Source organism: Pseudomonas sp. LBUM1670 (assembly GCF_059695695.1).
Genome location: NZ_CP166783.1, coordinates 1,699,421 through 1,712,435, shown reverse-complemented (window position 1 = coordinate 1,712,435; position 13,015 = coordinate 1,699,421). Strand labels below are relative to the sequence as shown.

Annotated in this window: 12 protein-coding genes; 5 read left to right on the top strand and 7 right to left on the bottom strand. The window is 58.4% G+C overall.

Going from position 1 to position 13,015, the window contains the following annotated elements; genetic code table 11:
• Positions 1-143: 143 nt before the first annotated feature.
• The 3 genes from ACA073_RS07860 to ACA073_RS07850 all read right to left on the bottom strand — a co-directional run bounded on the left by ACA073_RS07860 (position 144) and on the right by ACA073_RS07850 (position 3,202).
• The gene (locus ACA073_RS07860; protein WP_497402789.1) at positions 144-1,802 is read right to left on the bottom strand and encodes a cation acetate symporter; all 1,659 of its coding nucleotides are present in this window, start codon (positions 1,800-1,802) and stop codon (positions 144-146) included.
• The gene (locus ACA073_RS07855) at positions 1,799-2,110 is read right to left on the bottom strand and encodes a DUF485 domain-containing protein (protein WP_008026759.1); all 312 of its coding nucleotides are present in this window, start codon (positions 2,108-2,110) and stop codon (positions 1,799-1,801) included. The genes ACA073_RS07860 and ACA073_RS07855 overlap by 4 nt, the downstream gene beginning before the upstream one ends.
• Positions 2,111-2,350: 240 nt before the next feature.
• Positions 2,351-3,202, bottom strand: a complete 852-nt coding sequence (locus ACA073_RS07850) for a glycine betaine ABC transporter substrate-binding protein (protein WP_497402788.1) — start codon at positions 3,200-3,202, stop codon at positions 2,351-2,353.
• A gap of 301 nt (positions 3,203-3,503) precedes the next feature.
• Here ACA073_RS07850 and ACA073_RS07845 point away from each other — a divergent pair, with 301 nt between their 5' ends.
• Positions 3,504-5,099 carry a glycoside hydrolase family 17 protein gene (locus ACA073_RS07845; RefSeq protein ID WP_497402787.1) on the top strand — a complete coding sequence of 532 codons (1,596 nt, stop codon included), beginning with the start codon at positions 3,504-3,506 and terminating at the stop codon, positions 5,097-5,099.
• A 121-nt stretch (positions 5,100-5,220) separates the two neighbouring features.
• Here the strand turns inward: ACA073_RS07845 and ACA073_RS07840 are convergent, their stop codons facing one another.
• Entirely contained in the window at positions 5,221-5,589 is a 369-nt protein-coding gene (locus ACA073_RS07840; RefSeq protein WP_497402786.1) for a hypothetical protein, read from the bottom strand.
• 226 nt (positions 5,590-5,815) lie between these two features.
• Here ACA073_RS07840 and ACA073_RS07835 point away from each other — a divergent pair, with 226 nt between their 5' ends.
• Together ACA073_RS07835 and ACA073_RS07830 are read left to right on the top strand one after the other, a co-directional pair.
• Complete coding sequence (locus ACA073_RS07835) at positions 5,816-7,114, top strand: serine/threonine protein kinase (protein WP_497402785.1); 1,299 nt, start codon at positions 5,816-5,818, stop codon at positions 7,112-7,114.
• Complete coding sequence (locus ACA073_RS07830) at positions 7,107-7,895, top strand: MlaA family lipoprotein (protein ID WP_497402784.1); 789 nt, start codon at positions 7,107-7,109, stop codon at positions 7,893-7,895. The genes ACA073_RS07835 and ACA073_RS07830 overlap by 8 nt, the downstream gene beginning before the upstream one ends.
• A 189-nt stretch (positions 7,896-8,084) precedes the next feature.
• Here ACA073_RS07830 and ACA073_RS07825 read toward each other — a convergent pair whose 3' ends face one another.
• Positions 8,085-8,999 carry a DUF808 domain-containing protein gene (locus tag ACA073_RS07825; protein ID WP_497402783.1) on the bottom strand — a complete coding sequence of 305 codons (915 nt, stop codon included), beginning with the start codon at positions 8,997-8,999 and terminating at the stop codon, positions 8,085-8,087.
• Positions 9,000-9,133: 134 nt separating this feature from the next.
• Between ACA073_RS07825 and ACA073_RS07820 the strand changes: the two genes are divergently transcribed.
• Positions 9,134-9,742 (top strand): TetR/AcrR family transcriptional regulator, encoded by a 609-nt coding sequence (locus tag ACA073_RS07820; RefSeq protein ID WP_008026771.1) that lies wholly within the window; start codon positions 9,134-9,136, stop codon positions 9,740-9,742.
• A gap of 109 nt (positions 9,743-9,851) precedes the next feature.
• On the opposite strand, the gene ACA073_RS07815 is transcribed toward ACA073_RS07820, so the two are convergent.
• A complete protein-coding gene (locus tag ACA073_RS07815) occupies positions 9,852-10,310 on the bottom strand; it encodes an REP-associated tyrosine transposase (RefSeq protein ID WP_497402782.1) in 459 nt (152 codons plus the stop codon).
• Between the two features lie 198 nt (positions 10,311-10,508).
• Positions 10,509-10,949 carry a GlcG/HbpS family heme-binding protein gene (locus ACA073_RS07810; RefSeq protein WP_497402781.1) on the bottom strand — a complete coding sequence of 147 codons (441 nt, stop codon included), beginning with the start codon at positions 10,947-10,949 and terminating at the stop codon, positions 10,509-10,511.
• A gap of 267 nt (positions 10,950-11,216) precedes the next feature.
• Here ACA073_RS07810 and gcl point away from each other — a divergent pair, with 267 nt between their 5' ends.
• The gene (gcl, locus tag ACA073_RS07805; protein ID WP_084320601.1) at positions 11,217-12,992 is read left to right on the top strand and encodes a glyoxylate carboligase; all 1,776 of its coding nucleotides are present in this window, start codon (positions 11,217-11,219) and stop codon (positions 12,990-12,992) included.
• The last annotated feature ends 23 nt before the right edge of the window (positions 12,993-13,015 follow it).

Here is a 13,015-nt window from a genome sequence, read left to right as displayed (position 1 = left end):
AAAATAGCCCGGCTAGTCATGACATAGCTTTCGCGGGCAAGCCTCGCTCCTACAAAGGGCGATAACCACCCAACAAAAAATGCCCCGATCTCTCGACCGGGGCATTTCTGTTTAACCCAACTTACACAAACAATTTCGAAGCCTTAGTGCGAAACCGCCCCACTCGCCCCCAGCCCCGTCTGCGAACGAACAAACTGCGGGAAGAACAACGCCCGCTCATTATCCGCAGCCGTCGACTTGTCAGTGACCGAGAAGAACCAGATCCCCACAAACGCAATGATCATCGAGAACAGCGCCGGGTATTCATACGGGAAGATCGCCTTCTCGTGATGCAGGATCTGCACCCAGATGGTTGGCCCAAGGATCATCAAGCCTACGGCACTGACCAGACCCAGCCAGCCACCAATCATCGCACCGCGCGTGGTCAGATTCTTCCAGTACATGGAAAGCAGCAGCACCGGGAAGTTACAGCTCGCCGCGATGGAGAACGCCAGGCCCACCATGAACGCGATGTTCTGGCTTTCGAACAGAATGCCCAGACCGATCGCCAGCACCGCCAGGGCGATGGTGGTGATTTTCGAGACACGGATCTCGTCCTTCTCGTTGGCCTTGCCTTTCTTGATCACGCTGGCATACAGGTCATGGGACACCGCCGAAGCACCGGCCAGGGTCAGACCGGCAACCACTGCCAGAATGGTCGCGAACGCTACCGCCGAGATGAAGCCCAGGAAGATACTGCCACCTACCGCGTTGGCCAGGTGCACCGCCGCCATGTTGTTGCCGCCCAACAGCGCGCCAGCCGCATCTTTGAAGACCGGGTTGGTGCTGACCAGCAGGATCGCGCCAAAGCCGATGATGAAGGTCAGGATGTAGAAGTAACCAATGAAGCCGGTTGCATACAGCACGCTCTTGCGAGCTTCTTTCGCGTCACTCACGGTGAAGAAGCGCATCAGGATGTGCGGCAGGCCAGCGGTACCGAACATCAGTGCCAGCCCCAGGGAGAACGCGGAGATCGGATCTTTCACCAGACCGCCAGGACTCATGATCGCTTCACCTTTAGGGTGAACCTTGATCGCCTCGGAAAACAGTGCGTTGAAGTCGAAGTTGACGTGTTTCATTACCATCAGCGCCATGAACGAGGCACCGGACAGCAACAGCACAGCTTTGATGATCTGCACCCAGGTGGTCGCCAGCATGCCGCCGAACAATACGTACATGCACATCAGGATACCGACCAGGATCACGGCAACGTGATAGTCGAGGCCGAACAGCAGCTGGATCAGCTTGCCGGCGCCGACCATTTGCGCGATCAGGTAGAACGCCACCACCACCAGCGAACCACAAGCGGACAGCGAGCGAATCTGGGTTTGCCCGAGACGGTAGGACGCCACGTCGGCAAACGTGTACTTACCCAGGTTACGCAGGCGCTCGGCGATCAGGAACAGAATGATCGGCCAGCCCACCAGGAAGCCGATCGAGTAGATCAGGCCATCGTAGCCGGAGGTGAACACCAGGGCGGAAATACCCAGGAAGGACGCCGCGGACATGTAGTCGCCGGCAATCGCCAGACCGTTCTGGAAGCCGGTGATCTTGCCGCCAGCTGCATAGTAGTCGGCCGCCGACTTGTTGCGTTTGGACGCCCAGTAGGTGATGCACAGGGTCGCGCCGACGAAAGCAACAAACATCAGAATTGCGGAAACGTTGAGGGGTTGTTTCTGCACCGCGCCCGTCAGGGCGTCAGCCGCCCAGGCGCCAGGTGCGAAGGCTGCGATGCTCAAAAGAGCCATTAGACGCCGGATCATTGCTGAGCCTCCTTGAGAATCGCATTGTTCAGGTCGTCGAATTCGCCATTGGCGCGTCGAACATAGATCCCGGTCAGGATGAAGGCTGAAACAATCAGCCCGACACCGATCGGTATACCCCAGGTTATCGATGACTCAGGGCTGATTTTCGCGCCCAGAATATGCGGCCCGTAAGCGATCAAAAGGATGAATCCGGAGTAAAGCCCAAGCATGATCGCCGAAAGAATCCAGGCGAACCTTTCTCGCTTACTGACCAGCTCCTTGAAGCGCGGGCTGTTTTGAATCGAGAGGTAAATGCTGTCGTTCATTGTTTTTATCCTCGCAGCACAGATTAATGTTGGAACGGTATCCACTCTATGCGGCTGCGGGGCAGGTTCCAGACGACCTTAGTATTAGAACGACATGACAGAATCACCATTTCCCAGCATGTAGAAACGAGTGTGGGAGCGGGCTTGCTCGCGAAAGGGGTTTGTCAGTCAACATCTCAGTTAACTGACAAACCGCCTTCGCGAGCAAGCCCGCTCCCACAGGGAAAGCGATCCTTGCTGTTACTTAGTCCAGTCGGCAACGCGCTCCGGGTGCTTGGCGACCCAATCCTTCGCAGCGGCTTCAGGTTTGGCGCCGTCCTGAATCGCCAACATGACTTCGCCAATTTCGTCTTTCGACGCCCACTGGAAATTCTTCAGGAATTTGGCCGCTTCCGGCGCCTTGGCTTCCAGGCCTTTGCTACCGATGTTGTTTACGGTTTCAGCTGCGCCATATACGCCTTTCGGGTCTTCCAGGAAGCGCAGTTTCCACTTGGCGAACATCCAGTGCGGCACCCAACCGGTGACGGCGATCGATTCGTTTTTCTTCTCGGCACGGGTCAGCTCGGCAATCATGCCAGCGCCGGAACTTGCCTTGAGGGTGTAATTGTCCAGGCCATAGTCCTTGATTGCCTGATCGGACTTGAGCATCACGCCCGAACCGGCGTCGATACCGACGATGCGATTCTTGAAGGTGTCATCGGTCTTCAGGTCGGCAATACTTTGCGCCTTGACGTACTCCGGAACGATCAAGCCGATCTTCGCGTCCTTGAAGTTCGGACCGTAGTCGACAACCTGGTCCTTGTTCTTGGTCCAATAATCGCCGTGCGTTACCGGCAGCCACGCAGACAGCATCGCGTCGAGTTTGCCAGTGGCGACACCCTGCCACATGATCCCGGTCGCGACCGCTTGCAGCTTCACGTCATAACCCAGCTTCTGCTTCAGCACCTCGGCCGCCACGAAGGTGGTCGCAACACTGTCAGACCAGCCGTCAACGTAACCAATGTTCAGGGTTTTGCTATCGGCACTGGCTACTGTCGAACCGATCGCAAGCACCAAAGCGGCACCTGCGCCTAAAAGTCGTCGCATCTTCATCGTTACTTCCCCGAAAGTGCTGCGCTCGACGGGTGCCGAGTCGCGTCAACGTATTGTTATGGTGCACAGCGCCCCCATCACGCCTCACCGCAAACTCGTTCGATCATCAGCCCGATTTATCAATGAGGGTACTGACGCCTCGATAATCAACCTGACGCCATCCGGAACCTGTGCTGTCAGCGACCTCAAGGCATCGAGAAACGACATCAGAACGCCATTAATTACGACCACCTCTAATGCTCCCGCCAATCCGCCCGAACTTTGCATGTCAAAATTATGCAGGCCACCAAGCGCGGGGCAATTGCAGGTAACATGCGCGGCTTTGCTCCCAGACGGCCTGACCATGCCCGTGACATCGCGCTTTCCTTTTTTTGCTTATTTATTTGCCTGCCTGCTGGGGCTTTTTGCCCTCGGCGGTTTTTGGTACGGACTCGGAAAACCGGTGATTCTGCCGGATGTGGCCAGCGCGACGCACAAGTTGCAATGCGCCTCGTACACCCCATTCGACAAAGACCAATCGCCGTTCGATCAGCCGTTCAAGTTGCGCCCCGAGCGCATGGACGCCGACCTCGCCCTGCTGGCCACTCGCTTCGAATGCATCCGCACCTATTCCATGACCGGCCTCGAGGCCCTGCCCGATCTCGCGCGCAAGCATGGTCTGAAGTTGATGATCGGCGCCTGGGTCAACAGCAATCCGGTGGACACCGAGAAAGAAGTCGACTTGCTGATTGCCTCAGCCAACGCCAACGCGGACGTGGTGACGTCGGTGATCGTCGGCAACGAAACCCTGTTGCGCAAGGAAGTTACCGGTGCTCAGCTGGTGAAGCTTATTGATAAAGTCAAAAGCCACGTTAAACAACCCGTCACTTACGCCGACGTCTGGGAGTTCTGGCAAAAGCACCCGGAAGTCGCTCCAGCGGTCGACTTCATTACCATCCATTTACTGCCGTATTGGGAGGACCACCCTGCGAATATCGACGTCGCCCTGATGCAGGTCGCCGCAGTGCGTCAGATGTTCGGCAAAATGTTCGCGCCCAAAGACGTGATGATTGGTGAAACAGGCTGGCCAAGCGAAGGCCGTCAGCGCATGACCGCTGTGCCGAGCCGGGCTAACGAAGCCAAATTCATTCGCGGGTTTGTCATCATGGCCGAGCAGCAAGGCTGGCATTACAACCTGATCGAAGCCTTCGACCAACCCTGGAAACGCGCCAGTGAAGGGGCGGTCGGCGGTTACTGGGGGCTGTTTGATGCTGATCGCCAGGACAAGGGCGTGCTGACGGGGCTGGTGTCGAACGTGCCGTACTGGTCGCAATGGCTGGCGGTGGGGGGAGTGATTTTTCTCGGCACGCTGATCCTTGGCGGACGCGTACGCAGCACCCGTGCGGCATTGGTCCTGCCACTGCTGGGTGCGCTGGCGGCCTGCTCGATTGGCGCGTGGGGCGATTTGGCGCGAGTGACCACACGGTTTGCCAGCGAATGGTTGTGGGTCGCCTTGCTGACGGGTTTGAATCTGTTGGTGCTGGCGCATGCAGCGCTGACGTTGAGTGCTCGCACGGGCTGGCGTGGGCGGGCCTTCAATGTGCTGGAGCGTCGGGCGGGCTGGTTGCTGGCGGTGGCAGGTTTTGCGGCGGCGGTGATGATGCTGGAGCTGGTGTTCGATCCGCGTTATCGCAGCTTTCCGAGCGTAGCGTTCATCCTGCCAGCGCTGGTTTACCTGTGCCGTCCGGTGAGCGTGCCACGTCGAGAGATTGCCCTGCTGACCTTCATCATCGGTGCTGGCATTGCGCCGCAGTTGTATCGCGAAGGTTTGCAGAACCAGCAGGCCTGGGGTTGGGCGCTGGTGAGTGTGTTGATGGTGGCGGCGTTGTGGCGCAGTTTTCGGGTTCGCAAGGGCTGATCTTCAGCGCGGCTGATGGCCTCTTCGCGAGCAAGCCCGCTCCCACAGGTTCTTCAGCGAATACAGATTTTGTGTACGACAAAGATCCTGTGGGAGCGGGCTTGCTCGCGAAGACTGACTATCAGGCGCTACGAGACGCCCGGACCAGACGCAAAGCAGCAATCACCACCGCAAACACCGCCATCGTCGTGTTGTACAACGCCAGCGCCGGAAACCCAAACACCAGCGCCAGCACCGCCAACCACCACCCTGCCCGGCCCGGCAACACAAAGCCAATCACCGCTGCCGCCAGGGCCGCCCAGCCCAATACCTTGAAATGAATCATCAGACCCAGGTTCGAACGGACCAGGCATTCCCAGCGACTCGCGTCGTCAACGCAGAGACCGACCCACTGCGCATCCTCCATGAAGCCATAACGCGCGCCATAACTGGCGGCCAGCCATAAAGGCAGTAAAACGAGCAGCAGAATCACGGGCAGACGGCGGGACATGAAGCACTCCAATAAACGAAAACGGCGGCCAGCTTAATCCCCCTACAGCGGTAAACAAACGCGCAAAACAGATAAATAGTCATGAAATCGCTGCAAAGTGTATCGTCCAGCTACCATTACTCCGAAATCAGGCCTGTTTGGTGCCGAGGCATGGCACTTTGGCGCAACCCCCGTGGTCATAGCCTGCGAACTTCATTCGACACCTTTCTCTCTAAGGGATCTAGTCATGCTCCGTTCCTTGCGCTTCGCCGCCCTGTTTGGCGGCCTTATTTTGAGTGCGTCCGCACTGGCGGTCGATATCGACGCCGCCAGTTATGGCTACCCCTTGACCAATCCGTTCGAGGCAACCATTGCGACGACACCGCCGGACCTGCGTCCGGAATTGCCGCTGGACGAAGACATCAATCAGTCGGACCGCAGCGTCACGCTGCGCCCGGAGCGTGAATTCGAATTGCCGGACAACTTCTGGCCGGTGAAGAAACTCACCTACCGGATCGCCACCCAGGATAAAGCCGCACCCCTGATCTTCCTGATCTCCGGCACTGGCGCGCGCTATGACAGCAGCCTTAATGAATATTTGAAAAAGCTCTACTACAAGGCCGGCTACCACGTGGTGCAACTGTCGTCGCCCACCAGCTTCGACTTCATGAGTGCCGCTTCACGCTTTGCCACACCCGGTATCACCAAGGATGACGCCGAAGACATGTACCGGGTGATGCAAGCCGTGCGGGCGCAAAATCCGCAACTGCCCGTCACCGATTATTACCTGACCGGTTATAGCCTGGGTGCACTGGACGCCGCATTCGTCGCGCACCTGGACGAAACCCGCCGCAGTTTCAATTTCAAGAAAGTCTTGCTGCTCAACCCGCCGGTCAACCTCTACACCTCGATCACCAACCTGGACAGACTCGTCCAGACAGAGGTCAAGGGCATCAACAACACCACCACGTTCTATGAACTGGTGCTGGACAAACTGACCCGATACTTCCAGCAAAAAGGCTACATCGACCTCAACGATGCCCTGCTCTATGACTTCCAGCAGTCCAAGCAGCACCTGAGCAACGAACAGATGGCCATGCTGATCGGCACCTCGTTCCGCTTCTCGGCCGCCGACATCGCCTTTACCTCGGACCTGATCAACCGTCGCGGCCTGATCACTCCACCGAAAACGCCCATCACAGAAGGCACCAGTCTCACGCCGTACCTCAAGCGTGCACTGCAATGCGACTTCGACTGCTACCTCACTGAACAGGTGATCCCGATGTGGCGCGCGCGCACTGACGGCGGCAGCCTGCTGCAACTGATCGACCAGGTCAGCCTGTATGCCTTGAAGGATTACCTGCACGAGAGCCCGAAAATCGCGGTCATGCACAATGCTGACGATGTGATTCTCGGTCCTGGGGACCTCGGCTTTCTGCGCAAGACCTTCGGCGACCGCTTGACTGTTTATCCACTGGGCGGCCATTGCGGCAACCTTAACTACCGCGTCAACAGCGACGCCATGCTGGAGTTCTTCCGTGGCTAAATACCTCCTGCTCATCGCAGCGTTACTCTGTGCAGGCGTCGCCAATGCCGACAACAGCAAAGCCAACGCCCCGGTTGTCATCGACAATGACGGTTTCAAGGAGCCGTTAAGCAAATTGAAATTCAACCCGGGCCTGGATCAGCGCGAGTTCGAACGCTCGTCACTCAGCGCGCTGGCCGTCTACGACCCGCTGGAAGAGTGGAACCGCCGGGTGTATCACTTTAACTATCGCTTCGACCAATGGGTGTTCTTGCCAGTGGTCGACGGTTATCGCTACATCACGCCAAGCTTCCTGCGCACCGGCGTCAGCAATTTCTTCAACAACCTCGGCGACGTGCCGAACCTGATGAACAGCCTGCTGCAGTTCAAAGGCAAGCGCTCGATGGAAACCACCGCGCGCCTGCTGCTCAACACCACCATCGGCATCGCTGGCCTGTGGGACCCGGCCACCGCCATGGGCCTGCCGCGCCAGAGCGAAGACTTCGGCCAGACGCTCGGTTTCTACGGCGTACCGGGCGGCGCCTACTTCGTGCTGCCGATCCTCGGCCCTTCCAATATCCGCGACACCGGCGGCCTGGCCGTGGACTTCACCGCCGAGTCGGCGATCAACTTCCTGAACGTCGCCGAAGTCAGCTCCAACCATCCTGAAGTCTGGGTGTTGCGCAGTATCGACAGGCGCAACCAGACCGGCTTCCGTTATGGCCAGCTGAACTCGCCGTTCGAATACGAGAAAGTGCGATACGTGTACACCGAGTCGCGTAAGTTGCAGATTGCCGAGTAATTCCGTCGGCAACAAAAAAGGCCATTCGATGGGAGTCGAATGGCCTTTTTCATGCGCGAACTTCAAACACCACAAATCAACTGTGGGAGCGGGCTTGCTCGCGAATGCGGTAGATCAGTCAACTTATCTGCTGAATGACACTTTGCATTCGCGAGCAAGCCCGCTCCCACATTTGAATAGTGCTCGGCTTCAGCTTTTCAGCGCTTTCCAGATTTTGCTGACAACCATCACACCCGCCAACACCACCGCACCCGCCACAATCCCCGCCACCGCATTCAGCAACGTCGGCACGATAAACCCGGCACCGCCCGCCCCTGCGCTGGCGCTTTCAATCCAGTGATGAACCACCGGTACGCCGTGGGTCAGAATCCCGCCACCCACCAGGAACATCGCCGCCGTGCCGATCACCGACAGGCTTTTCATCATGTACGGCGCCGCCCGCAAAATCCCGCCGCCGATACTTTTGGCCATCTGGCCAGGTTTTTGGGTCAGCCACAGACCGAGGTCATCGAGCTTGACGATGCCGGCCACCAAGCCGTAGACGCCGATGGTCATGACGATGGCAATGCCCGACAGTACGATGACCTGCTGGGTCAGTGAGGCGTCTGCCACGGTGCCGAGGGTGATGGCGATGATTTCTGCCGAGAGAATGAAGTCGGTACGGATGGCACCTTTGATCTTGTCCTTTTCGAACGCCACCAGATCGACTGCCGGATCGGCCACGGCCTCGACCAGCTCCGCATGCTCGGCCTGGTCTTCAGCCTTGCCGTGCAGGAATGTGTGCGCGAGTTTTTCAAAACCTTCGAAGCACAGGTAGGCGCCGCCCACCATCAGCAACGGTGTGACCAGCACCGGAATGAACGCACTGATCGCCAGCGCTGACGGCACCAGGATCAGCTTGTTGAGAAACGAGCCCTTGGCCACCGCCCACACGACCGGAATTTCCCGTTCGGCACGCACCCCGGAAACCTGTTGGGCGTTGAGCGCCAGATCGTCACCGAGCACGCCGGCGGTTTTCTTGGCGGCCATTTTGGTCATCAACGCCACGTCGTCGAGTACGGCGGCAATGTCGTCGATCAGCAACAGTAAACTGCTTCCTGCCATGGATCAGGTGTCCTTCTGGAATGAATGCTGGGCAGCATAGCGTGGCCGAGCGCCGCACGGGGCATTCTTGAGCGCCGCGCGAGGCCGGTGCTACCATGCGCAACCGCCAGAACAGGCAAGGAACCACCTGGTTTATGAGCACAATCCGCGAGCGCAACAAAGAACTGATCCTGCGTGCCGCCAGTGAAGAATTTGCCGACAAGGGCTTCGCTGCGACCAAAACCAGTGACATCGCAGCCAAGGCGGGATTGCCCAAGCCCAACGTCTACTACTACTTCAAATCCAAGGAAAACCTCTACCGCGAGGTTCTGGAAAGCATCATCGAGCCCATCCTGCAGGCCTCGACGCCGTTCAACGCCGACGGCGTACCCAGTGAAGTGCTGAGCGGCTACATCCGCTCGAAAATCCGCATCTCCCGCGACCTGCCCTTCGCCTCGAAGGTGTTCGCCAGCGAAATCATGCATGGCGCCCCGCACCTGAGCGCCGACCTGGTCGAACAACTGAACAGCCAGGCGAAACACAACATCGACTGCATCCAGACCTGGATCGACCGCGGCCAGATCGCCCCCATCGACCCCAACCACCTGATGTTCAGCATCTGGGCCGCCACGCAGACCTACGCCGACTTTGACTGGCAGATCACCGCCATTACCGGCAAGGCCAAGCTGGATGAAGAGGATTATGAAGCGGCGGCGCAGACGATTATTCGGTTGGTGCTTAAAGGGTGTGAGCCGGACAGGTAGTCCGCGGCGCGGCCTTCGCGAGCAAGCCCGCTCCCACATTGGATCTCCTGTGTTCACAAATCCCCTGTGGGAGCGGGCTTGCTCGCGAAGAAGGCAACCCGGTTTCAGCTCAAACCCAAATCGCATCCCACAACGGATAGTCGCCTAGCTTCTCCACCAGCCCCGCCCGCAACGGGTTGGCGACAACATACCGAGCAAGCTTCACCAAATCTTCATCCCGCCGCAACGCATGATCATGAAAACCCTGCTGCCAAAAACTGCCTGCCCTGCCAGCCGCCGCATTGATTGATCGAGTACTCAAGGATTTGGCCTGGCACATCAGCTGTCCCAGCGATCCTCTTTGTAGCTGGATTAACCAGTGAAAATGGTCAGGCATGACAACAAAGGCCAAGGAGTCAGCAAACCCTTGCTCCTGTGCTTGCTTGAATTGGTGAACGACCAATCTGCCCAAGGTGTAATCCTTGAAAACAGGTTCCCGCTTAAGCGTATTGGCAGTCAGAAGATAGATGCGGTTTTGCTCGGCATAACGGCCGATGCGCAGCCGGTGTGAAGCTGACAGCTCAGGCATTCCTTTGCCCCTTTCATGATTAAGTCATCGAAAGGCTAGACCTCAGAACAGATAGTTGTGCGACAGACTTTTAGCTGGATGTGTCTGGGAGATAGCCTTCGCGAGCAAGCCCGCTCCCACAGTGGATCAGCGTTGTACACAAATCCAGTGTGGGAGCGGACTTGCTCGCGAAAGCGGCAGATCAATCAACAAAAAACATCAAGCAGTCACCCCCGCATCCGCCCGCAACCCCAACGCCTCGATCGCATTGATCGCACACTGCTCGTCAACATCAGACAAATCCCCGCTGATGCCCACCGCGCCCAGCACATTCCCGTCCTGATCCCGGATCAACACACCGCCCGGTGCCGGCACCACACTGCCCTGCCCCAGACTGTTCAAAGCTGCAATAAACGCCGGACGTTGTTGGGCGTCCAGCGCGAGCAGGCGTGAGCCTTTGCCCAGCGCGATGGCGCCCCAGGCTTTGCCGATGGCGATTTGCGGTCGCAGCAGGCTGGCGCCGTCTTCGCGTTGCAGCGAGAGCAAATGCCCGCCGGCATCCAGCACGGCAATGGTCAACGGGGCCGCGGAAATTGCACGCGCGGCGGAGATGGCCTGACTGGTCAGGTTGACTGCCACTTTCAAGGTTAAAGCGCTCATGGTGCCGTCCTCATTTTGTTATAGGGAAAGCGGATGGACTGCGCGCTTGCGCCGCAGTCCGCTGCAACAAATAGAACACAATGAATAATTATTTTGTATACAATAATTCTCGAAAAGCGCCGCATGCGACGAAAAGCCACAGCAGAACAGGCTTCCGACGAATGAAACAACCGCTTGAGAAAATGGATTGACCTGCGCCGTCCGCCGTGAATACACTCTGCGCAAAGCCACTTGTATACAATTACAAAACGTAAGAGGCACAAAACCATGAGCAAAATGAGAGCAATCGAAGCCGCCGTTCTGGTGATGCGCCGTGAAGGGGTTGATACCGCTTTTGGCATCCCGGGCGCCGCGATCAACCCGCTGTACAACGCCTTGCAGAAGGTCGGTGGCATCGATCACGTCCTCGCTCGCCACGTTGAAGGCGCCTCGCACATGGCCGAGGGCTACACCCGCACCAAGGCCGGCAACATCGGCGTGTGCATCGGCACCTCCGGCCCTGCCGGTACTGACATGGTCACCGGGCTCTACAGCGCCTCGGCCGACTCGATCCCGATCCTGTGCATCACCGGCCAGGCACCCCGCGCCCGGATGCACAAGGAAGACTTCCAGGCAGTCGACATCACCAGCATCGTCAAGCCAGTGACCAAGTGGGCAACCACCGTTCTGGAACCGGGCCAGGTGCCTTACGCCTTCCAGAAAGCCTTCTTCGAAATGCGCTCCGGCCGCCCAGGCCCGGTGCTGATCGACCTGCCGTTCGACGTGCAGATGGCCGAAATCGAATTCGACATCGATGCCTACCAGCCGCTGCCATTGGCCAAGCCGAGCGCGACCCGCGTTCAGGTGGAAAAAGCCCTGGCCCTGCTCGATCAGGCCGAACGCCCATTGCTGGTAGCCGGTGGTGGCATCATCAATGCCGACGCCAGTGACTTGCTGGTGGAGTTCGCTGAGCTGACCGGTATCCCGGTGATTCCGACCCTGATGGGCTGGGGCACCATTCCCGACGATCACCCGTTGATGGTCGGCATGGTCGGTCTGCAAACCTCGCACCGTTATGGCAACGCGACGATGCTGAAATCCGACGTGGTGCTGGGCATCGGTAACCGTTGGGCCAACCGTCATACCGGTTCGGTCGACGTGTACACCGAAGGCCGCAAGTTCATTCACGTCGACATCGAAGGCACTCAGATCGGCCGCGTGTTCACCCCGGACCTGGGCATCGTGTCCGACGCCGCTGCCGCGCTGACCGTGTTCATCGAAGTCGCTCGCGAATGGCAAGCCGCCGGCAAACTGAAAAACCGCAGCGCCTGGCTGCAAGACTGCCAGCAGCGGAAAGCCAGCCTGCAGCGCAAGACTCACTTCGACAACGTGCCGGTCAAGCCGCAACGCGTTTACGAAGAGATGAACCAGGTGTTCGGCAAAGACACCTGCTACGTCAGCACCATCGGTCTGTCGCAGATTGCCGGCGCGCAATTCCTGCACGTCTACAAGCCGCGTCACTGGATCAACTGCGGTCAGGCCGGCCCGTTGGGCTGGACCATTCCGGCAGCGCTGGGCGTGGTCAAGGCGGATCCGACCCGCAAGGTCGTGGCACTGTCGGGCGACTATGATTTCCAGTTCATGATCGAGGAATTGGCGGTGGGCGCGCAGTTCAAGCTGCCGTACATCCACGTCGTGGTAAACAACTCGTACCTGGGGCTGATTCGTCAGGCTCAACGCGGTTTCGACATGGACTACTGCGTGCAGCTGTCCTTCGACAACCTGAACGCTCCGGAACTCAACGGTTACGGTGTCGATCACGTCGCGGTCGCCGAAGGCCTCGGTTGCAAGGCGCTGCGTGTGTTCGAACCGGCTCAGATCCAGCCTGCCCTGCGCAAGGCTCAGGAACTGATCGAAGAGTTCAAGGTGCCGGTGATCGTCGAGATCATTCTGGAGCGTGTGACAAACATTTCCATGGGCACCGAGATCAACGCGGTCAACGAATTCGAAGACCTGGCGCTGGTCGGCAACGATGCGCCGACTGCGATTTCGTTGCTCGATTAACTGCTGATCGTTCCCCCGTGTGG

Bases quoted from the DNA above. Each gene is read 5' to 3' on its own strand.
- ACA073_RS07820 (WP_008026771.1), top strand. From the start codon at position 9,134: ATGAGCACAATCCGCGAGCGCAACAAAGAACTGATCCTGCGTGCCGCC.
- ACA073_RS07810 (WP_497402781.1), bottom strand. From the start codon at position 10,949: ATGAGCGCTTTAACCTTGAAAGTGGCAGTCAACCTGACCAGTCAGGCC.
- gcl (WP_084320601.1), top strand. From the start codon at position 11,217: ATGAGCAAAATGAGAGCAATCGAAGCCGCCGTTCTGGTGATGCGCCGT.
- ACA073_RS07840 (WP_497402786.1), bottom strand. From the start codon at position 5,589: ATGTCCCGCCGTCTGCCCGTGATTCTGCTGCTCGTTTTACTGCCTTTA.
- ACA073_RS07825 (WP_497402783.1), bottom strand. From the start codon at position 8,999: ATGGCAGGAAGCAGTTTACTGTTGCTGATCGACGACATTGCCGCCGTA.
- ACA073_RS07835 (WP_497402785.1), top strand. From the start codon at position 5,816: ATGCTCCGTTCCTTGCGCTTCGCCGCCCTGTTTGGCGGCCTTATTTTG.
- ACA073_RS07855 (WP_008026759.1), bottom strand. From the start codon at position 2,110: ATGAACGACAGCATTTACCTCTCGATTCAAAACAGCCCGCGCTTCAAG.
- ACA073_RS07815 (WP_497402782.1), bottom strand. From the start codon at position 10,310: ATGCCTGAGCTGTCAGCTTCACACCGGCTGCGCATCGGCCGTTATGCC.
- ACA073_RS07850 (WP_497402788.1), bottom strand. From the start codon at position 3,202: ATGAAGATGCGACGACTTTTAGGCGCAGGTGCCGCTTTGGTGCTTGCG.
- ACA073_RS07860 (WP_497402789.1), bottom strand. From the start codon at position 1,802: ATGATCCGGCGTCTAATGGCTCTTTTGAGCATCGCAGCCTTCGCACCT.